The sequence below is a fragment of the Nitrobacter hamburgensis X14 genome (assembly GCF_000013885.1).
GTDB lineage: Bacteria > Pseudomonadota > Alphaproteobacteria > Rhizobiales > Xanthobacteraceae > Nitrobacter > Nitrobacter hamburgensis.
In genome coordinates this window covers 46,648-66,959 of sequence record NC_007960.1, presented here as the reverse complement: position 1 = coordinate 66,959, position 20,312 = coordinate 46,648, and the positions used below count along the sequence as shown (strand labels likewise).

Here is a 20,312-nt window from a genome sequence, read left to right as displayed (position 1 = left end):
GGAGTATACTCCGGGGTCTAGAACACACGCTGGAGAGACTGCATGTTCACCATCGGCAAATTGGCTTCCCTCACAAGCGTTAGCAACGACACGTTGCGCTATTACGAACAGGAAGGCTTGGTCGAGCCTGCAGGGAAAAGTCCCGCTGGTTATAGGCTGTACGACAAGGACTCAGCACGGCGCATCCGCTTCATCAAGCATGCCCAGAACTGCGGCTTCACGCTCGCGGAGATACGCGATCTCCTCGTCTTGCGGGGACGCGACAAGGCCTGTTGCGGCGACGTCCGCACCCGAGCCGTCGAAAAAAAATTGCAGATCGAAAGCAAGATTCGCGCGATGAAGGCGATGTCCAAGGCGCTCGATGAACTGATTGCCGACTGCGCGAACGAAACCCAGCCAGTAAACGAGTGCACGATTATCGCCGCTCTGGAACGAGCCAACGTCAAGACACCGGTGCATTAATCCATGAAAGTCGAGATGTTCTATAGCCCCGGCTGCTCCGAATGCGTCGCTGCGCACGCCAGGCTCCGGACAACCGCTCAGGAAGCGGTGAAGAATCTGGTGTGGCGAGAATTGAATGTTCTCGATGAACTCGATTATGCGGTCGAACTCGGCGTGCTGACGCTCCCATCCATCGCGGTCGACGGAAAACTCATTTTCACGTCAATGCCGACTGTAGCGCAACTGCGCACGGCGCTGATCGAGCGAAGTAAAGGGCGCGAATGATGGATACGGAATCGCTACGGCTGGCAGTGGAGCATGCGGGCATCGCCGCCGCGGGCGTCGCGTTTCTGACCGGGCTTGTATTCAGCTTTAATCCCGTTGCTTTGGCTTCGATCCCAGTCTCGCTCGCCTACGTCACCAAGGGTCGGAACAAGGACCAGGCATTCCTATTCGGTGCCATGTTCATCCTGGGCATGGTTCTCACCCATGTGCTTCTCGGCCTGATCGCAGGATTGGGCGGGAAATGGGCCGCGGATATTGCTGGACGAGGCTGGGGGCTTTTTCTCGGACCGTTGTTGATCATCCTGGGCCTGATGTGGGTCGGTTGGCTTCGGATACCGCTGCCATCGTTCGGTTTTCGAGCAAGCCGCCCAGCCGCCGCGTGGGGAGCTTTCCTTCTCGGAATCCCGTTCGCCATCGCGGTGTGCCCAATCTGCACGCCAACCTTGGTGGTTTTGCTCGGTGTCACGGCGGGAATCGGGTCGGTCTGGCTTGGAGTGGTGTTGCTTCTTGCGTTCGCTCTCGGCCGCGCCGTGCCCATCGCCATCGGCGCCTTCGCCGTCAGTTGGCTTGAAAACCTCAGCCACTTTGCCCGATACCGGCGAGGTTTCGAGATTGCTGGTGGCGTGCTCCTGATAGCAATGGGCTTCTACATGTTGAACGCGGTGTACATCTGGATTCCCGAACTGGCGGTCTGACAGGCTGGCTTCATGACGAGCAGAGAATCCGATAGTTCTCGCGACGTAACGCGCCTGCAAAATGCCGCCGCGGCGGGTGGTGTCCTGGGCGCTGTCGCGGCGTCGTCGTGCTGCATGTTGCCGCTGCTTCTTTTTACCCTGGGAGCCAGCGCTCCATGGATAGGCACGCTGGTTCGGCTCGCCCCTTATCAGCCCTACTTCATTGCCCTAGCTGTTGCCTGTCTTGGGTGTGGATACTGGCTGTGGCATCGCTCATCGAACCAAAAAAGAGATGCAGCATGTTCAATTCGATCGGCGAGCAAATTCGTAAATCCCGCGCTCGTCGTCGCGACGATATTGGTTGTCGCTGCGATCGCGTTCAACGTCCTTTGGCCCGTGCTGACATCATGATGGAGAGATCAATGACGAAGTTCCCCACTTCGCTCGCGCTCGGGTTGCTTATCATTTCCTCCGGCGGGGCAATGGCGGAGCAACGAACCGTCACCCTGGCGGTGGACAACATGTACTGCGAAGCCTGTCCTTACATGATCAAGAAGACCATCGAGAAGGTTTCCGGCGTCTCAAAAGTCACCGTTTCGTTTAAGGAAAAAACCGCAATCGTTGTGTTCGATGATGCGCGGGCAGAGGTCAACGATCTGACGAATGCGACGACCAGCGCCGGCTTTCCTTCGGCGCCGAAACGCTGAACGTCCGGGGCGGCATAATCCAACTTTCGCCAATGTGTGCCTCTCGAGGGCGCTTACGATCGTCTCGCGACGAAGCCCTACCTCTTGACTGATGTCGGAATCGGTCTTGTGACGCGGCGTCATGCGCAACATCTCTTCTATCATTTCGCGGAACAATCCGGCGCGATTGCAAAACGGCGGTGCCTTCCTGACAAAAAGCTGGGCATCGACGGGAGCCCGACCTCACCATCTGGTCTAGCAATGCTGCTCGATAAGCCTGTCGGTCTTTCCCGGCTCGGCGAAGATCACCGCGACACGATCACCCATCCTCCTTGCTGCCGTCGAACGGCTTTTCATTACCCGGGCACCAGATGCTGCGGATCGGTCGCCCGCTGATCGAGTGTCCCGTCATTCGAGACAATTCCAGGACATCAATTTATCACCACCACTTTCCGCTGAGAGAGTCGCCCTGCCGCTCACATCAGCGTGAACTTGTAACCAACACGGTGATCTCTTCGAACTTCCTTGTGGGGATTGTCAAATCACCGCGCTGACAGACTACATCGCGAGACCGCTGTGAGGGTTAGCCTTCCAGCGGGTGCATAAGGTTATCACTCTGGATAACGGGGCTATCGTCATCGAGCCAAACACAATTTTCGGGCTACACCGACCTACTTACAAAACGATCCCTCCACAACGCGCCCGGATCCCCGACATCGGTTCTCCAAATGCATTCCGCTTCTTCGAATAGTCCTTCGAGCGCAAACAGGGCCCCCGCACGCAAGCAGTCGGAAGTTAAAATGGTACACACGCCAGCAAACAACACTCTTCCAATCAGCGGACGCGATCATCGTCTTGATCTGTTTCGCGGCATCGCTAACTGGGCGATCTTTCTTGATCATATTCCAAACAACGTTGTCGCGTGGATCACGATCAGAAACTACGGCTTCAGTGATGCGGCTGAGCTTTTCATCTTTATGTCAGGATATATGACATCGCTGGTTTGCACGAATATTATGCGGCGGCGCGGCTTTGTTGCGGGAATGTCCTGGTTGATGAAGCGCGTCTGGCAGCTTTACGTCGCTCACATTTTCTTGTTTGTGTTGTATGCGGCCATGATCGGCCATATCGCACAAAGTTACGATAATCCTGCGCTCATAAATGAATTCAATATTGCCGGTTTGGTGAGCAACCCTTTCGACGTCCTTACCCAGGGCTTGCTCCTCCGTTTCAAGCCCCTTAACATGGACGTTCTCCCCCTCTACATTGTCCTTTTGGCAGGTATCTTGCCAATTTTATGGCTCATGTTGCGGTTGCCCGATGCTACGATGTTGGGATCATTGTATCTCTACCTCGCTGCGCGACATTTCGGCTGGAATTTGTCCGCCTACCCCGAAGGAGCATGGTATTTCAATCCCTTTACGTGGCAGCTGCTGTTCGTTCTTGGCGCATGGTTTGCTGTGGGCGGCGCAAAGCGATCACGCCGTCTCATTCGTTCACGAAGTCTTCTTTATGTTGGAGTCGTCTATTTGCTATTTTCATTCGCAATGACGATGGCCGGTCATATCCCGAATCTGGCGAATGAATTTCCAAAATGGCTCTTTGACGCATTCAATCCAAATGACAAGACCGACCTCGCTCCTTACCGCGTGATCCATTTTGCGTTCATTGCACTGTTGGCGACACGGCTTCTGCCCGTGAACTGGAGCGGCTTGCAATGCAGTATTCTTCAACCTCTGATCAAATGCGGAGAACAGTCTCTCCATGTCTTTTGTTCAGGAATTATCCTGTCATTCTTGGCCCATTTCGTATTGGAGTCAGGCTCGCAGACCGTGTTGGCACAAATCCTCGTCAGTGTAGCTGGACTTTCGATAATGACGGCAATTGCGTACTTCGCGTCTTGGTCCAAGACGTTCGATAAGCCACGATCGCTCGTATTTTTAGGGCACTCCGGGAGCGATGTGATCGAGACCGCTGACAGCGATGATGCTGAAGTGCGCTCCAAAACCGTACTTGCCTGGAGCGACCCGACTTTTCTTACGAAAGGTAAGAACGGCGGGTACGTGGGGATCGGCAGTCGCAAAAACGTTCACTTGAAGTGTCAATAGCTGGCCGTGATATCCTACTGATCGCCGGCAACGGCGGCTTCATTGCTCTGCGCTGATAAAATCGCGAACAATTTCTCGCAGGTTGGTTACGCAATGATTGATGCTCGGTCGGGTGGAAAGGTAATGTCGCAAACGACACTAGGATCGCGCGTTCACGAGAAACGACGCCTTCTCTCCGGACCGACAGCCACAATTTACCCGGCAACGTTTTTCCTGAGCCTCAGGGTCAATGTCTGTCGTCAGAATCGGTTTTGTGAACACCAGTTTTGACATTTGAACTGCCCGTGTCGTTCTGATTGCCACCCATATTTTTCATGCACATGAACATCATGATTGCACACGGCAGCAAGAACAGCAGTGGCAGCAGTTTTCCAGCGCTCTGCGTGCCGAACGCGCCACTGAACACAAGGATCGCACCGACGAAAACGACCGCGCAGACCGCAAGCCCGCTCCATCCACTGAGCCAACCTCGCTTTCTGCCTGCCGCCGGAGAGCCAGAAGATCGGGTCGTCAGATTTCTATTCAGTTCCATTGTTTCATCTCCTTTCAAGAGGACAATGTAATCTCTCCAACAATTGGAAGGTCAGGGTGCTGGTTCTCGGCCTCGACGCTCCATTGGACGACAACACTGGTCAGATTGAGCGGTCCTTTGCCGCCTTCAAAGCATCCGTCGAAACGAGTAGTTTCTAAAGGCTACGCGCCAACCGCGGTGATCCGGCCAGAACATCGGCACCCGTCTTTGGTAGCTCCGATATTTATCACCGTACTGTTGGATCATCTGCTTCTCCTCCATTCTGGCCAGGAGCCAGTACGCGCCGACGATGATAGGGAAGGCCGTCAGTGAGAATAGCGTTGGCCAATGCACAACACTTTCGCCAAACAGCGCCAGAAAGATGCCAGCGTATTGTGGATGGCGCATCAAGCTGTAAGGGCCACCCCTGGCGAGCCGCCCTCTCGCTCTCGCTCGATACACTTCACGCCAGCCGGCGATGATCAGAGCGGCTCCAAAAAAGACAACAGTGTAACCGAGAGCCATGGAAGCTGGCATTACCCACCAACTGCCCGTCAGATAAACCCAGAGATTGCCATCCCAAAGATTTCCCGCGACGTCCAGATTGAAGACTCGGGCTAATAGGTAAATCGTGAGGGGAAATCCATACATCTCGGCATAAAATGCGATGACGAATGCCTGCACGATTCCAGCGCGAGTCCACTCCCGCCAGCCCTTCGGCACGACAAGGCGGTAGAAACACCACGATACGACAACGATTGAAATCGTGGCACCTCCCCAGAGTATATTTTCGTTCATTTATCTGCCTCGTACCGATACCGATTCTTGATCGGCCAAAACGCCCCGTCTCCTGACGCGCGCGTTTGTCTCTGCAATCGCCGCGTTTATGGACGGCCATCCGATGGCCTCAACGCGATGCCCGACCTCGCGTTTCAATCAATGAGTCGGAACAATAGAAGCAGTGCATATCGTTTCTTTTCTCGGCTCCCGCCCGAAACGACAAAGCTATGCGTCCTCACCGCTCGCGGCCCGTCTTTTCGCGAACCTCGATCGCTCCTCGCGCGCCTGTTATTAAGTTAGTTCGAACAGAGCGAACGCATGGTTACAGGGCGTCGTCGGATTCTTTGAACATCGGCTTCAAACCCGTCATCGCAGGAACGCCCCGCGCCGGCTTGGCTCATGCCGGCCTCTCCAGCCCCGCGAACGATTAGGCCATGGAGCATGCTATATGGCGTTGTCCTCTGGGCTCCTAAGCGGAAACCGCTGGCACATTTCCGTCGAACGAGACTATACTGTCGTTACAATAGTGTGATGTGGCCTTCACGAAGCGAGGTCGCCATGTTCCAGCGAAACCGGAAAACCGAAGCTTTCGTCGATTTCATCAATCTCGCATTGGGCGGCTTTCTGATCTTGTCGCCCTGGTTACTCGGATTCAAATCGCAACTCGGATGGCACACATCATGGATGGCCGGCGCCGCCATTGGCGTCGTCGCAATCTTTTCGATTGCCGACCTTTTTGACACCGTTTCAATTCCGGCGTTTTTCGAATCGGAAGAATGGATCAATCTGACGATCGGATCGTGGTTGGCAATATGCCCGTGGGTCCTCAACTTCAACGACGATACCATGGCGATGCAGGTGCATCTCGTGGTGGGGATCGTCGTCGCAGCCATTGGCGCGGTCGAGCTCTGGGTGATCCATCACCGCCCCGCGTAAAAGGAGCGTGATAAGCTTTGTTGAATTCCAAGACAGGACGAAATTGCAAGTAGTCGCGCGGGGAGCCTACAATGCGGAAGGGTGTACTGCTCGGACTGGTCGTTTTGGTGTTTTCGGCCGGCGGCGCGGCGGGTGCAGATTTGACGACGAAGGCGCGCACTTCCGTACCCGCGTTGCCGTCCTGGTGGGATACCGTCACCATAACCGGCCATGTGCAAGCGGGGATCACCTTCAATGAGGGGCCTTCCGGCGGCATTAATTTTGGCCACCTCTTCACCGATAAGGCCAATTCCCTGTTGATGAACCAGGCGCTGCTGACGGTTCAGCGTCCGCTCGATCCCAAAGCGAGCGGATACGATTTCGGATTCAAGTTCCAGGCGATGTACGGCTCGGATGCCCGGTACACGCATTTTCTGGGTGAGTTCGATCAATCGATCAGCGGCCGCAATCAGTTTGACATCGTCGAGGCCCACGCTCTGTTTCATTTGCCGTGGCTCACGTCGGGTGGCGTGGATGTGAAGGTCGGACAATACGTAACCCTGGAAGGCGCCGAAGTTATTTACGCGCCGGACAATGCGCTCTACTCGCACTCCTACATCTTCAATTTCGGCATTCCGTTCAAGCACACCGGGATCATGACAACCACGCATGTAACCCCCATCCTCGATGTTTATGCTGGCATCGACACCGGCGTGAATACGACCTTCGGCAACAGGTTCGACCGCTTCAATGGCGGCGACAACAACATGGCCGCGGCATTCCACGGTGGGATCGGACTCAATTTGATGGACGGCGCGCTGACCGTGCTGGCGACGACCCACATCGGCCCGGAAAATCCCAATGTCTCGTCGGCCGTGCTTGCGGGTGTCAATCCGAATAGGGCTCTGCGTTATCTCAACGATGTGACGATCGTCTGGAAGGCAACCGACAAGCTCACGCTCACCACCGACCTGAACTATATTCGTGAGGAAGGCTTCAACGCGGCCGGGGGCGGCGTCGCGCAATACGTCACCTATGCCCTCAACGATTGGCTCAAGATCACCGGACGCGGAGAAGTCTGGCGCGACAACAGTGGTTTCTTCGTTGCCGCATTCCCCGGCAACCTGGACTTTGTCAGGCTCGAGCATGGCAATCCGTTGGGTACGGCGATCGGCGGCGGCGCGACCACCTACGGCGCCTTGACGGTCGGACTCGCGATCAAGCCCCCCGTGCCCAAAGAACTCGACGGCCTGGTTGTCAGGCCCGAAATTCGTTACGATACCTCGCTGAACGGAACGACGCCATTTGGCGCCGGAACGAAGCGTTCGCAATTCACGTTCGGCGGCGACATCATCATCCCGTTCAAAATCAGATGATTACGCCACGAGTGGTTGCGCGAAAGAGCGGACGTTGAATCGGGTTCTCGATCATTAAGACCCGAGTGCGATGATCCCATCGCTTTGGTTTGATACCCTGCGCGGTGTTGCGGCATGCTCTCAAAAAAGACGCGGGTCTTTTGGTCGGGATCGCACCGATCGATCGCTCTTCCCGGAACAGTCAGGCAGCCCGCCCCGTGCTGCGGGTGGCCTTGCCCTTGTGAGGCCGGGAAAATTATTCGCACGACCAGATACCCGTTTTGGGTCCTCCGCGATAGTTGCAAGTTTTCGGGCGCGGACGTGGAGCAGCGGCCCGATCGGTGCGGGGCACCACAGGTGCCATCCGCTCCGCGGTCGAGGTCCTCTGAGGACCCAAGCGTGCCTCGGTCCCGGTCGCGCGCGCAAAGCTTGGCGATGCTGAAGCGACCAATAACAACGACAACAATGCAACCAGGCTTGATCTGCGCATTTTTACCTCCCACGATTCCTCAGCCGTCCGATCCTAAATGGACCGCACATGAATGAATTCGGAAACGAAGCTGCGCCGGTTACAGGTCACGACTATGTGAGCGCGGTTGAATTCCTCGCCGCGCAGACGGAAGTTGCGGGAAAGGAAAGAGGTTGGGAGATCGGACGGAACGGTATCATTTCCGGCCGACTTCGCATCCACACCTGCATTCAACCCGCCTCCCGACTGACGCCGGATCAGCAGCTTTCGTCGGTGCCGAAGTCGGTCGGGCGCCACGTAGTCGCCTGACTTGGCCTGTGAGATGGAAGATAGTGTTAACGTAGGTCGCTAACGGTTCATCTGACGGCCCGAGACATTGCGAATCCGCAACCCCCGCGCAGTCAGATGCAAGCTATACTCCCAGCAGAGTTTTTGAAGTCCGAACGGTTTGATCAATGGACGCATTTCCATCCGATCCCCACTTCGCGATTGGGCATGGCTTTCGCGCCGCGCGGGCCTCACGATCTCGTGAGAGTGTAACCGTGGGCATTCTTCATTCGAATTCAAAGAGGGAGAAATGACCAAGGAGTCTGACCTCAAAGCGCTGATGGCGGCAAGTCTTGAAGGCGACTCCAATGCGCATCGATCACTACTCACGGCTTTGAGCGGACACCTGCGAAGCTATTACAAAAACAAGCTCGCACGAGCCGGACGCACGGCCGAGGAAGCTGAAGACCTTGTGCAGGAGGCATTAATCGTCATCCATACGCAACGTCACACTTACGATCCGGAGCAACCGCTGACGCCGTGGGTGTATGCCATTGCCCGCTATAAGCTTATCGACCATTTGCGACGCACCAGGAGCACGACGGCGGACGTGCCCTTGGAAAACGCCGAATACATGCTGGCATCCAACGACAACGCCGCCGCCGAAAGCCAGCTCGATCTCGCCAAGCTCTTTGAAAGGTTACCGGAACGAATGAGACTTTCGCTCCAATACGTGAAGCTCGACGGCCTGAGCGTGACCGAGGCCGCCGATCGTAGCGGGATGTCGCCATCCGCCGTCAAGGTCAACATTCACCGTGGGCTGAAGATCCTCACCGCATTGATTGCACGGGAGACCAAAGCGTGAAAACCAATGAATTGATTTCCATGCTCAGTTCGCAGGTCGACCCGGTCGATACGCGAGAAGTTGTCCGAAACGTCCGGATTGCAATCTTGGTTGGCGCCGCGGCATCCCTGCTGGCGGTGGTTTTTGTCCTCGGCGTTCGCACCGACCTCAACGAGATGCACGCCCAAGTCTTCCTGGTCGCAAAACTCGCCTTCAGCCTGTCGGTCGTGATTTTGGCCTCGCATTACCTGGTCAAGTACATCCGTCCCGGCGGCGAATTTCGGGTCCGGTTCGCCCTCACCGTCCTGCCGTTTCTCGCGGTCATGATCCTCGCGGCCATCAGCCTGGCCACGGCACCGCGGTCGCACTGGGAAACCATGGTGTTCGGCAGCTATTGGCTTGAGTGTCTGATCGCCATCCCGACGGTCGCGGTCGTGCCGTTCGCCGCCATCATGTCGGCGGTTCGCCTCGCCGCGCCTACCGACCTGGTCCGCACCGGCGCGCTTGCAGGACTCGTCGCGGGCGGCGTCAGCGCAACCGCCTACGCTCTGCATTGCATGGATGACCTGCTTCCCTTCATTGCGCTCTGGTATGGTGGAACAATCGTTTTATGTACGGTCGCCGGCGCCGTACTCGGGCCCAAATTGCTGCGTTGGTAGACCGACTGACCACTCGTCAGGTCGCGGAACTCGCGAAGGCGGCGCGAATCCGACCCGCGGAAACCCTCGACCGCGTGTTTGGATTCCAGCTCGGCTTCATCTCGAGACGGAAAGCCGTGCGTGCCACCAGCGGACGTAAGTGCCGAAGACGATACCTGACCTCGGGTTCGTCGACGCCGATGGACTTTTCCTGTCGACCGCCTGATTTCACGAGATCGTGAGCTTGTAACCGAACATACTCTCTTCCCGAACTAACAGATGACGCTCGCTTTCCTGGGTGAGCGCCCAAGCGTCGCAGTCTGCTCCAAACCGCACCGCAGCACGCGTTGACCACCGACGCGCGCCATTCTTTGAAAGGCAACCAAATGAAGATCACCACTCTCATCCCGCTCGCATTGATTGCGTCGTTAGCGGCTTCCGCCGCCGTCCAGGCGGACGAAACGTCCACGCCACCGAAGACGCCGACGGAAACCAATCAACCCATGATGGGCAACGGCTCACAAGGCATGCAGGAAATGATGGGCATGATGAGTCAAATGAAGCAGATGATGGAAAGCTGCAATCAAATGATGAAGGCCAGCAACGAGCGTCACGACAAGCAAAATGCACCGAAACAAAAAGACCGTCACGGCTGAAACAGCCGCCGTCCGATTATCATGCCGATCGATGAACTTTGCGCATTCGGAAGGGCGCCCATGAATCGTTCGGCCTCGGCATCAATCGGCTTTCGGGGCATCGAACGACCATTCAAGTGGGTCTTTCACATCGGCGTGAGCCTGTAACCGGTTCGGTATTCGGCGCGAACTAACCGATGGTCCGTCTGCAAGCTCGTCTTGCCGGCGAACGGCCTCGAGTCCGGGCAACGATTCATCGGAATTGAAGAATCGCCAGATCATCCTGGACATAGGCGACGGCTCGCGACCGCCTCCCCGAGGCGATTTTCGTCGGGCGTCGCCATGGGGTCCAATTGCATTCTTCCGCGCAAGCAGCGTCAGGGGCAGACTATTGATGGACAAGTTTACGGATGACCGTCCATTCGAAGATGGACATCTAACGCGCCGCGCCCGAGCCGGAAGATCGACCGCGAAACGGGTCGCGCTCATTGTGTTCGCGATAAGCGCGCTCGCGGCAACATTGGGGATCGGCTATCGGCTCGGCCACACCAGTCAAGTGTTGCCTGATTGGGTGCCGCCTCGCCTCGCAACGGCCCTCGGTATTCAACCGGTCAAGCCCAGAGCCACCGGTCCGGTCATTTACTACCGCGACCCCGACGGCAAGGCGCTCTATTCCAAGGACGCCAGGATAACGCCGGACAGGCGCCCGTATGTCGCCGTCCATGCCAGCGAAGATGTCAGCTTCGACAATGCTCCGGAAACTGCGGCGCCAGCCCAGGACGCCAATTCCGGAGCCAAGCGAATTCTCTTCTACCGCAATCCGATGGGCCTTCCCGACACCTCCTCCGTCCCGAAAAAGGATTCGATGGGGATGGACTACATCGCCGTTTATGCGGGCGATGAGGACGCCTCCACGATCCAGATTTCGCCGGCGAAATTGCAGCGCACCGGTGTGCGTTCCGAACCTGCCTCGCGCCGGGTCGTGATACGACCGATCCGCGCCCCCGGCACGATCAAGCTCGATGAGCGGCGCGTGGTCGTGGTTTCACTGCGGGCGCAGGCCTTCATCGAAAGCGTCGCGAACGTCACGACAGGCGATCATGTCACCAAGGGACAACCCTTGTTCAAGCTTTATTCGCCGGACGTCGCCTCCGCGAGCGCCCAGTATTTATCCATCATCAGAGACGATGGTCGAACAGCCAGCCTCGCGGGACGCAAACAACTGGCCGAGGGCGCGCGGCAGCGGCTCGAGAACCTTGCGGTGCCTGCCGACGTGATCGCCGATATCGAGCGCACCAAGACGGTGCCACTGACCATTACATGGGCAGCACCTCGCGATGGCGTGGTTCTGGAAAGGACGGCGGTCGAGGGCATGCGCGCAATGCCGGGCGACGTGCTGTTTCGGATGGCCGACACGTCCGTTATTTGGGTGCTCGCCGACGTCGCCGAACAGGATATCGACGCGGTGAGGGTTGGCGCGGCGGCAACCATCAAGCTGCGCAGCCTGCCGGGGCGGGAATTCAAGGGATCGGTCGCCTTGATCTATCCCCAGGTCAACACCGAAACCCGCACCACCAAGGCACGTATCGAACTTCCGAATCCCGACGGCGTGCTTCTTCCCGATATGTTCGCCGACGTTGAAATCGCGTCCGGTGCGGAAAAGCCCGTGGTCGCGGTGCCCAATGGTGCGGTGATTGATACGGGTGCGCGGCAGATCGTCTTCATCGACAAAGGGGAAGGCCGTTTTGAACCTCGTGAAGTCAAGGTCGGCACGCACGGCGAGGACTACACTGAGATCCGCGAGGGCGTCGGCGAAGGCGACCTCGTCGTCGTTGCCGCCAACTTCCTGATCGATGCCGAAAGCAACCTGAAATCCGCCTTGCAGGCATTTACAGACGGGGAGAAGGCGAAATGATCGCCCGCCTGATCGCCTGGTCGGCGCGGAATTTGATGCTCGTCCTGATCGGGGCAGTGTTCGCGATCGCGGCGGGCATCTATGCGCTGCGCACCCTGCCGCTCGATGCCATCCCCGACCTCTCCGACGTGCAGGTGATCGTCTACACAGAATATCCTGGGCAAGCGCCGCAGGTCGTCGAAGATCAAGTGACCTATCCGTTGACCACGGCGATGCTGACGGTGCCGAAATCGAAGGTGGTGCGGGGCTTCTCATTTTTCGGCGTGTCCTTCGTCTACGTCATCTTCGAGGACGGCACCGACCCCTATTGGGCCCGAAGTCGCGTGCTGGAATATCTCAACACCGTAGCGCGCCGGCTTCCTACCGGCGTGACACCCACTCTTGGGCCCGACGCAACCGGCGTGGGCTGGGTCTATCAATACGCCGTCGTGGCCAAGAACATGACCCTCGCCGAACTGCGGTCGGTCCAGGACTGGATCATCCGGTACGGCATTTCCAAAGCCGAAGGCGTCGCGGAAGTGGCCAGCGTCGGCGGCTTCGTCAAGCAGTACAACATCGTCGTCGATCCGCAAAAACTGCGCGCCCAGGGCATTTCCCTGGACAAGCTCCGCAGTGCCGTCCGGGCCAGCAACATGGATGTCGGCGGGCGCACCGTAGAACTGTCCGAGTTTGAATTCGTCGTCCGCGGCCGCGGCTACCTCAGGGGCATCGAGGACATCGAGAACATCGTGCTGAAGACCGACGCGGGGACTCCGCTTCGATTGCGGGACGTTGCTCGCGTCGAACTCGGCCCCGACGAGCGGCGAGGAATTACCGAACTCAACGGCGACGGCGAGGTCGTCAGCGGCATCGCACTGCAGCGGTTCGGCGCCAACGCCCTCACCGTCATCGACAATGTCAAGGCGCGTCTTTCAGAGATCGCCTCAAGCCTGCCCAAGGGCGTCGACATCGTCACGGTTTATGATCGCTCCGAACTGATCAAGGCGGCCATCGAGACGCTCAAAGGAACCCTGCTCGAAGAGAGCATCATCGTTGCCTTGGTTTGCTTTGTCTTCCTGCTTCACCTGCGCAGTGCGCTCGTCGCCATCCTGATGCTTCCCGTCGGTATCCTGATGGCCTTCGCCGCCATGAAATTCATGGGGCTGGGCGCCAACATCATGAGCCTTGGCGGTATCGCCATCGCGGTCGGCGCCATGATCGACGCCGCGATCGTCATGATCGAAAATGCGCACAAGCACCTGGAGCGCGCGGAGCCCGGAACGCCGCGAACACAAATCCTCATCGATGCGGCGAGCGAGGTCGGACCGGCGCTGTTCTTCAGTCTGTTGGTGATCACCGTCGCGTTCCTGCCGATCTTTACCCTGGAGGACCAGGAAGGACGCATGTTCGGGCCGCTCGCCTACACCAAGACATTTTCGATGGCCGCGGCCGCCCTGCTCTCGATCACGTTGGTACCTGCCCTGATGGTCGTCTTCGTCCGCGGGCGGATCATCTCGGAACACAAGAATCCCGTGAACCGGTTCCTGATCTGGGTGTACCGACCGGTGATCCGGTGGGTTCTCAACGCCAAGACATTGACGATCATGCTTGCGTTGGTTGCGCTTGCGGTGACGGTCTGGCCCGCCCGCCAACTCGGCAGCGAGTTCATGCCGAGCCTAAATGAAGGCACCTTGATGTACATGCCGACGACGCTGCCCGGCCTGTCCATCACCAAGGCCGCGGAGTTGTTGCAGACCCAGGATCGCATCATCAAGTCATTTCCCGAAGTTGCATCGGTCTATGGCAAGGCGGGCCGCGCCTCGACCGCGACCGATCCGGCGCCCACCGAAATGTTCGAGACCATCATCAATCTAAAGCCGAAGTCGGAATGGCGGCCTGGCGTAACGATTGACAGCCTCAAGGCCGAGATGGACAAGGCGCTCCAGTTTCCGGGGGTCTCGAACGCCTGGACGATGCCGATCCGCGCCCGCATCGACATGCTGTCGACCGGAATCCGCACCCCCGTCGGGATCAAGATTTTCGGCAAGGATCTTGCGGAAATGGAGAAGATCGCCCGCGAAGTCGAAGGGGTGGTCAGATCGGTGCCGGGTACCTCAAGCGCTTACGCCGAGCGCGTGATCGGCGGATACTATCTCGAGATTATCCCCGATCGGATGGCGCTCGGACGCTACGGATTGACGATCAGCGACGTCCAGGACGTGATCTCGACGGCACTCGGCGGCGAAACCGTCACCACGACGGTCGAAGGCCGGGAACGTTATTCCGTCAACATCCGGTATCCGCGCGCCCTGCGCTCCAACCCGCAAACGATCAGCACCGACGTCCAGGTGCCGCTGGCGTCCGGCGGAAGCGTCCCGCTCGGCCAGGTCGCCAGCGTAAAATTGACCCGCGGCGCGACGTCGATCCGCACCGAGAACGGGCAACTTGCGGTTTACATCTACGTCGACATTACCGGTCGCGATCTGGGCGGCTATGTCGCGGAGGCACAGCACGCGGTCGCGCAGAAGGTAAAGTTTCCACCGGGATATTACGTCTCCTGGAGCGGACAGTTCGAGTACCTGCAACGCGCCGAAGCGCGGCTCAAGATCGTCGTGCCGGTGACGTTGCTGATCATCTTCCTACTGCTCTACCTGAATTTCCGAAAGTTGGCCGACACCCTGATCGTGATGCTGTCGTTGCCGTTCTCGCTGGTCGGCGGCATCTGGCTGATGTGGTGGCTCGGATTCAACATGTCGGTCGCGGTCGCCGTCGGCTTCATCGCGCTGGCGGGCGTCGCGGCCGAGACCGGCGTCGTCATGCTGATCTACCTCGAGCAGGCCATGGCCGAATTGAAGGCGGAACGCGCGGCCGCGGGACGGCCGTTCACGCGTGCCGACCTGTACGACGCGATCATGCTCGGCGCGGTCGACCGGGTGCGGCCCAAGATGATGACCGTTGTCGCCATCATGGCGGGGTTGTTGCCGATTCTCTGGAGCACAGGCACCGGTTCGGAGGTCATGCAGCGGATCGCCGTCCCGATGATCGGCGGCATGGCCTCATCAACCGTGCTGACCCTCGTGGTCATTCCCGCCATTTTTGCGGTCGTCAAGGGGTTCGGGTTGCCCGCGGCGCCGCAGGACGGCGAAGAGAAAGGCGGCGGGCGGCGGGATTCGACGCCGAAGCTCGACCTGCATCGTGCGGAGAACGTGCAGTGACGCCGAGCGGCAACATAAGAATTGCGCGCCGGAAACGGCGGCAATGGGCGCGAAGACGATCCTGGTGGGATCGGTTCAATCGCCCCGAGCCCTGCGCTCAACAACCGTCACACCAAAACAGGAGAGTATCCATGCATTTCATCGACAGCTATCACTGGGCCAGCCCTGCTGGAGTTCTGACCGCCGCGCTGCTCGGCGCGGCACTGGCGCTGCCGACGGGCGTCGCGTTCGCTCAAAACGGCGCGGGCATGTCCGATATGAAGAAAATGCCGGCGATGAGCGATACGAAAAAGGCAACGACTGCGACCGGAACCGGCACTGGCATAGTCACGGCCATCGACGCAGCGAACCTCAAGATCACATTCGATCATGGTCCAATCCCCGCCATCAACTGGCCAGCCATGAAGATGGAATTCGCGACTGCTCCTTCTGTTGATCTCGCAAAGGTGAAGACGGGCGACAAGGTCAATTTCACCCTGAGCGGATCCGGCGGCACCTACACCGTCCAGTCGATCACACCGGCGCCTTGACGCACGCGGCAGGCATGATCGGATCGCAAGGCATACTGGCCGCCTTCCGATGTGCGTTTGAGAAGGATAACGACAATGAGAAGGATAACGACAATGTTGAAGCTCTTCATCACCTTTGCAACGACCGCGCTGCTCGCGTCCGCCGCGCTTGCGGAGATGCCGCATTCTTCGACGCACGACGTCTCGCCGGACGTCCGTCGCGCACCGGCATTGGCTCAAAACGGCGCCTACTGCTTAAAGGGTGGAGAATGGGGCTTTCCAGGCAATTGCCAATTTGCAACCCTTCAGCAATGTAGGACATCAGCATCGGGAATTGGCGGGACGTGCGGCCGAAATCCGACTTCGTACTATCCCGAGGACTATTGAAAATAGGTCACCCCGCATCTGCTCGACAACAACGGATCGAGTTACGTCGCGGACGATCTGACAACGTGGCTCAAGGGCAAGGACATACAACTATTATCTACTGGCCCGCCATGAAGATGGAGTTCGCAGTTGCACCGTCCGTCGATCTCGCAAAGGTGACGACCGGCGACAAGGTGAATTTCACCCTGAGCGGCTCCGGCGGCACCTATAGCGTCCAGTCGATCACGCCGGCGCCCTGACGGGACGGATTGGATCCTGTCCGCCGCCAAGGGGAGGTGCTTGACAAGACACCTCCCCTCCCCGTCACGGCGCGGAACACCCGCGCTTATGAAAGGGAGAGTTGAAAGAGTGAAGGTCAAGGAGAACGACCATGAACAGACGACTGTTTTGCCTGGCGACGGCCGCGACGCTCGCCGGATTGCCGCTTGCGTCTCGTGCGGAGACGCTCCACGCCACCTTGTACAAAAATCCCGATTGCAGCTGCTGCGAAGGCTACGCCACCTACCTGCGCGACAATGGATTTGCAGTCGACGTCAAGCCCACCAATGACCTCGCCCAGATCAGTCTCAACGCCGGGATTCCGGAGAACCTGCAGGGTTGTCATACCATGTTCATCGATGGTTACGTCGTTGATGGACATGTGCCGATCAAAACGATCCGGAAACTGCTGACCGAAAGGCCCACGATCGCTGGCATCACGCTGCCGGCCATGCCGACCGGGTCTCCAGGCATGGTAGGCCAGAAGAGAGGACCGTTTACGATTTATGCCGTCGCCAAGGATGGGACGGTGCCAACCGTTTATGCGACCGAATAACACAAAAAGTGATTATTCTGTACACCGGCTGGCTACCGCGCCCCATGCATTGTTTCAACGTTAGCAGGGAAATATCAATGTCTTCCCATCTTTTGCGTGCAGCCCTGCCGGGGCTCGCAATTGCGCTCGTCCCTCCGACCGGGAGCATTGCCCATGAAATCGTCGGCAACCGCTTTTTTCCAGCAACGCTCGGCACCGATGATCCAGGCGTCAACGACGAACTGTCGTTGCCGACGGTATCGGCTTTCAAGACCGGCGACGATCCCTCAATCAAACAACGCGATTTCTCCGGCGAGTTTTCCAAACGAATTACCGAGGCGTTCGCGGTGTCATTCGGCTCCACATACACGCACCTTGGAGCGCCAGGCTGGCCAACCGGGATGGGTGCAAGCGGGTTTCAGAATCTGGAGACCGCGTTCAAATACCGCCTTTTCAAGGACCCTGCCCATGAGTTCGTGATGTCGGTGGGTCTTGGCGTAGAATGGGGCCGCACCAGTGCCCAAAGCGTCGGCGCGGAGCAGTTCAACACCTACACCCCGACTTTGTATTTCGGCAAAGGCTTCGGCGATCTTCCCGATACGATGTCGTGGCTGCGGCCGATCGCAGTTACCGGGCAGGTCGGCTACGCGATCCCGGGCAAACGTTCCACGACCGTCCTGGGAATCGATCCTGACACCGGCGAGCAAAGGGTCGATACCGAATTCCACCCGCGCGTGTTGGCATGGGGCGGAACGGTGCAATACAGCATGCCGTACCTCAAATCCGCAGTCGTCGATCTTGGATTGCCGGATTTTATCAATCGGTTCATCCCGCTTGTCGAGGCGACGTTCCAGACCCCGGTGGGGAATACCTTCACATCCGCGACGGGGACGACGGGGACGATCAACCCGGGATTCATCTGGGTCGGGAATACCTTTCAGATTGGCGTCGAGGCATTGATCCCGATCAACCGACAGAGCGGGTCGACGGTTGGCGCGATTGCTCAACTGCACTTTTATCTCGACGACCTCGATCCGCGTGGCATTGGCAAGCCGATCTTCGGCAATGCCGCGCAACCCGCCAGACCGTTCGGAGGAAATTGATCATGCGTCGCACTGCTCTCACCGCAATGGTTCCCTTGTTGATCCTGCTTGCGACAGGAGACGCCAGCGCACATGCTTCTCTCGATCATGCCGAACCGCGCGTCGGCAACACAGTCGCGACGGCTCCGCGCGAGGTTACGCTCTGGTTTACCCAAAAGCTGGAGACGGCTTTCAGCACGATCACTGTCACCAACTCCGCCGGTCAACGCGTCGATACCGGCAAAACCCGGGTCAGCGGCAATCGGATGGCAATTTCGCTGCGTCCCACTGGGGCCGGGACATACCGTGTCAAATGGCGCGTCCTTTCAGTCGACACGCATAGGGCGGACGGCGACTTCACGTTCAAGGTCAGCCCGTAGGGTATGGCGACCTGATGGATTGGCTCGAGACCGTAAACGATCCGTTGATCGTCGTACGCGCGATACACTTCACCGCCACGGCCGTGACTGCCGGAAGCATGCTTTTCCGGGTTGCCGTGGCAGAGCCTGCATTGGGTTCGGGTGCGCCCGCCACTGCTGCGCGGATGCAAAGCCTCAGTGTCGCATGGATCGGCCTGGCAATTGCCGCGGTCTCAGGCGCGATCTGGGTTCTGTTGGAGGCCGCGGCCATGAGCGGTCTTTCCCTCAGCGAAGCCATGACGGCCGACATCCTGTCGACGGTGTTGAACGAGACCCAATTCGGGCTGGTCTCGGAAATCCGTCTGGCGCTTGCCAGCACTCTTGCCGCTTGTTTGGCCTGCTCCCGGATGCCGTGGACGCGCTGGCCTGCGCTGACCTCGGCATTCGGCTTGATCGCAGCGCTGGCATGGGCCGGACATGCGGGGTCCAGCGTAGGTCTGATAGGCTTGCTCCATCTGACGGCCGACGTGCTGCATCTCACGGCCGCCGCGGCGTGGATTGGGGCGCTCGTGCCGCTTGCCATGCTACTCGCCGTGGCTCGACGCCGCCAAGACTTCGTCTGGACATCTCTTGCGCGCCACGCAACGCAACGTTTTTCAACACTGGGCCTCCTGAGTGTCGGGGTCTTGCTGATCACCGGCGTCGTCAATGCATGCATTCTCGTCGGCTCATTCTACGCGCTGCAGGCCACTGAATACGGTCGTCTCGTGATTCTCAAAACTGCCTTGTTCGCAGTCATGCTGTTGCTGGCGGCGGCAAATCGGTTTTGGTTGATGCCGCAACTTGCTCCCCTCTCGCGCACTGACATGCAGATCGATGCGCTCCGTCGGCTCACGCGCAACAGTGTTCTCGAGATCATTTTGGGAGTGGCGGTTATTGCAATCGTCGGTGCGCTGGGCATTTTGCACCCAGCAATCCACATCGCACTGGCTTGAGACCCAGCGCGGAGACCATGCGCCGAACGACGTCACCGAACTGCGCAACCGCTCCCGAAGCAACGGCGACGCCAGCGAAAACCAACATCTACAGTCCCTTCATCGATCTCCTCCCTTGTTGGACGAGAGCAGGTATTTGACAAGAACTGCCGCTGCGAGCAGCAAGACGATCACCACCAACAGCCCGATGAGTCCCATTCCCCACATCATCCCTGGCGCCATATCGTGCATCATGGTTCACCTTATTCGTTATTCGGCGGGCTCCGGGCCGACATCCTCATATTCCCGCGATAAAGGTGCGAGGGTCAACCTGTCCGTCGCCTTCGCAGTGGGATTCCCTCGAGAGATCGACGAGACTCCTGATCCCCAAGTCGCGGCGCCAGGCCAAAGCGCATCTGTGCGGCATTGCATCCCATAGTCTGATAAGATATACGTCCGATGTCCCTTTGACTAGTGTCCTTTGGGGATGA

24 protein-coding genes are annotated in these 20,312 nt (G+C 58.4%); 21 read left to right on the top strand and 3 right to left on the bottom strand.

The annotated features are described in order from the left end of the window. The first annotated feature begins 42 nt into the window (after positions 1 to 42). The 6 genes from NHAM_RS22540 (at position 43) to NHAM_RS22515 (ending at position 4,194) form a co-directional block, all read left to right on the top strand. Positions 43 to 462 carry a heavy metal-responsive transcriptional regulator gene (locus tag NHAM_RS22540; protein WP_011505141.1) on the top strand — a complete coding sequence of 140 codons (420 nt, stop codon included), beginning with the start codon at positions 43 to 45 and terminating at the stop codon, positions 460 to 462. Between the two features lie 3 nt (positions 463 to 465). Next, positions 466 to 726 carry a glutaredoxin family protein gene (locus tag NHAM_RS22535; RefSeq protein ID WP_011505142.1) on the top strand — a complete coding sequence of 87 codons (261 nt, stop codon included), beginning with the start codon at positions 466 to 468 and terminating at the stop codon, positions 724 to 726. Beyond that, entirely contained in the window at positions 723 to 1,421 is a 699-nt protein-coding gene (locus NHAM_RS22530) for a cytochrome c biogenesis CcdA family protein (RefSeq protein WP_011505143.1), read from the top strand. The genes NHAM_RS22535 and NHAM_RS22530 overlap by 4 nt, the downstream gene beginning before the upstream one ends. Positions 1,422 to 1,433: 12 nt before the next feature. Continuing rightward, positions 1,434 to 1,811, top strand: coding sequence for a mercuric transporter MerT family protein (locus tag NHAM_RS25935; RefSeq protein WP_011505144.1), 378 nt, complete (start codon positions 1,434 to 1,436; stop codon positions 1,809 to 1,811). After that, entirely contained in the window at positions 1,700 to 2,107 is a 408-nt protein-coding gene (locus NHAM_RS22525; protein WP_245270131.1) for a cation transporter, read from the top strand. Before NHAM_RS25935 ends, NHAM_RS22525 begins: the two co-directional genes overlap by 112 nt. 779 nt (positions 2,108 to 2,886) lie before the next feature. After that, entirely contained in the window at positions 2,887 to 4,194 is a 1,308-nt protein-coding gene (locus tag NHAM_RS22515; protein ID WP_198137074.1) for an OpgC domain-containing protein, read from the top strand. 226 nt (positions 4,195 to 4,420) lie between these two features. Here the strand turns inward: NHAM_RS22515 and NHAM_RS22510 are convergent, their stop codons facing one another. After that, positions 4,421 to 4,726, bottom strand: coding sequence for a DUF2933 domain-containing protein (locus NHAM_RS22510; protein WP_041359634.1), 306 nt, complete (start codon positions 4,724 to 4,726; stop codon positions 4,421 to 4,423). 126 nt (positions 4,727 to 4,852) lie between these two features. After that, positions 4,853 to 5,503, bottom strand: coding sequence for a methyltransferase family protein (locus tag NHAM_RS22505; protein WP_011505149.1), 651 nt, complete (start codon positions 5,501 to 5,503; stop codon positions 4,853 to 4,855). Positions 5,504 to 6,043: 540 nt separating this feature from the next. On the opposite strand from NHAM_RS22505, the gene NHAM_RS22500 reads away from it, so the two are divergent. The 15 genes from NHAM_RS22500 (at position 6,044) to copD (ending at position 19,842) form a co-directional block, all read left to right on the top strand. Next, on the top strand, positions 6,044 to 6,421 hold the full coding sequence (locus tag NHAM_RS22500) for an SPW repeat protein (RefSeq protein WP_011505151.1): 378 nt from the start codon (positions 6,044 to 6,046) through the stop codon (positions 6,419 to 6,421). Between the two features lie 71 nt (positions 6,422 to 6,492). Then, on the top strand, positions 6,493 to 7,776 hold the full coding sequence (locus NHAM_RS22495) for a porin (RefSeq protein ID WP_011505152.1): 1,284 nt from the start codon (positions 6,493 to 6,495) through the stop codon (positions 7,774 to 7,776). Positions 7,777 to 8,293: 517 nt separating this feature from the next. After that, the gene (locus NHAM_RS27335) at positions 8,294 to 8,533 is read left to right on the top strand and encodes a hypothetical protein (RefSeq protein WP_041359632.1); all 240 of its coding nucleotides are present in this window, start codon (positions 8,294 to 8,296) and stop codon (positions 8,531 to 8,533) included. 268 nt (positions 8,534 to 8,801) lie between these two features. Further along, positions 8,802 to 9,356, top strand: coding sequence for a sigma-70 family RNA polymerase sigma factor (locus NHAM_RS22485; protein WP_011505154.1), 555 nt, complete (start codon positions 8,802 to 8,804; stop codon positions 9,354 to 9,356). Further along, a complete protein-coding gene (locus NHAM_RS22480; protein ID WP_011505155.1) occupies positions 9,353 to 9,994 on the top strand; it encodes an NrsF family protein in 642 nt (213 codons plus the stop codon). Before NHAM_RS22485 ends, NHAM_RS22480 begins: the two co-directional genes overlap by 4 nt. A 326-nt stretch (positions 9,995 to 10,320) precedes the next feature. Further along, entirely contained in the window at positions 10,321 to 10,629 is a 309-nt protein-coding gene (locus tag NHAM_RS22475) for a hypothetical protein (RefSeq protein ID WP_245270130.1), read from the top strand. A 373-nt stretch (positions 10,630 to 11,002) separates the two neighbouring features. Then, on the top strand, positions 11,003 to 12,523 hold the full coding sequence (locus NHAM_RS22470) for an efflux RND transporter periplasmic adaptor subunit (RefSeq protein WP_041359630.1): 1,521 nt from the start codon (positions 11,003 to 11,005) through the stop codon (positions 12,521 to 12,523). Continuing rightward, complete coding sequence (locus NHAM_RS22465; protein ID WP_011505158.1) at positions 12,520 to 15,717, top strand: efflux RND transporter permease subunit; 3,198 nt, start codon at positions 12,520 to 12,522, stop codon at positions 15,715 to 15,717. Before NHAM_RS22470 ends, NHAM_RS22465 begins: the two co-directional genes overlap by 4 nt. A 131-nt stretch (positions 15,718 to 15,848) precedes the next feature. Beyond that, positions 15,849 to 16,247 (top strand): copper-binding protein, encoded by a 399-nt coding sequence (locus NHAM_RS22460; RefSeq protein ID WP_011505159.1) that lies wholly within the window; start codon positions 15,849 to 15,851, stop codon positions 16,245 to 16,247. Between the two features lie 93 nt (positions 16,248 to 16,340). Then, entirely contained in the window at positions 16,341 to 16,613 is a 273-nt protein-coding gene (locus tag NHAM_RS25920) for a DUF3551 domain-containing protein (protein WP_081435103.1), read from the top strand. 65 nt (positions 16,614 to 16,678) lie between these two features. Beyond that, the gene (locus NHAM_RS25915) at positions 16,679 to 16,852 is read left to right on the top strand and encodes a copper-binding protein (RefSeq protein ID WP_245270129.1); all 174 of its coding nucleotides are present in this window, start codon (positions 16,679 to 16,681) and stop codon (positions 16,850 to 16,852) included. Positions 16,853 to 16,983: 131 nt separating this feature from the next. Beyond that, positions 16,984 to 17,427, top strand: a complete 444-nt coding sequence (locus NHAM_RS22455; protein WP_011505160.1) for a DUF411 domain-containing protein — start codon at positions 16,984 to 16,986, stop codon at positions 17,425 to 17,427. Between the two features lie 77 nt (positions 17,428 to 17,504). Continuing rightward, positions 17,505 to 18,509 carry a hypothetical protein gene (locus tag NHAM_RS22450; RefSeq protein WP_011505161.1) on the top strand — a complete coding sequence of 335 codons (1,005 nt, stop codon included), beginning with the start codon at positions 17,505 to 17,507 and terminating at the stop codon, positions 18,507 to 18,509. A 2-nt stretch (positions 18,510 to 18,511) separates the two neighbouring features. Continuing rightward, positions 18,512 to 18,868, top strand: a complete 357-nt coding sequence (locus tag NHAM_RS22445; protein WP_011505162.1) for a copper resistance CopC family protein — start codon at positions 18,512 to 18,514, stop codon at positions 18,866 to 18,868. A 14-nt stretch (positions 18,869 to 18,882) separates the two neighbouring features. Further along, a complete protein-coding gene (gene copD, locus NHAM_RS22440) occupies positions 18,883 to 19,842 on the top strand; it encodes a copper homeostasis membrane protein CopD (protein WP_011505163.1) in 960 nt (319 codons plus the stop codon). Positions 19,843 to 19,941: 99 nt separating this feature from the next. Here the strand turns inward: copD and NHAM_RS28985 are convergent, their stop codons facing one another. Then, a complete protein-coding gene (locus tag NHAM_RS28985; protein WP_283805391.1) occupies positions 19,942 to 20,076 on the bottom strand; it encodes a hypothetical protein in 135 nt (44 codons plus the stop codon). Positions 20,077 to 20,312 lie beyond the last annotated feature (236 nt).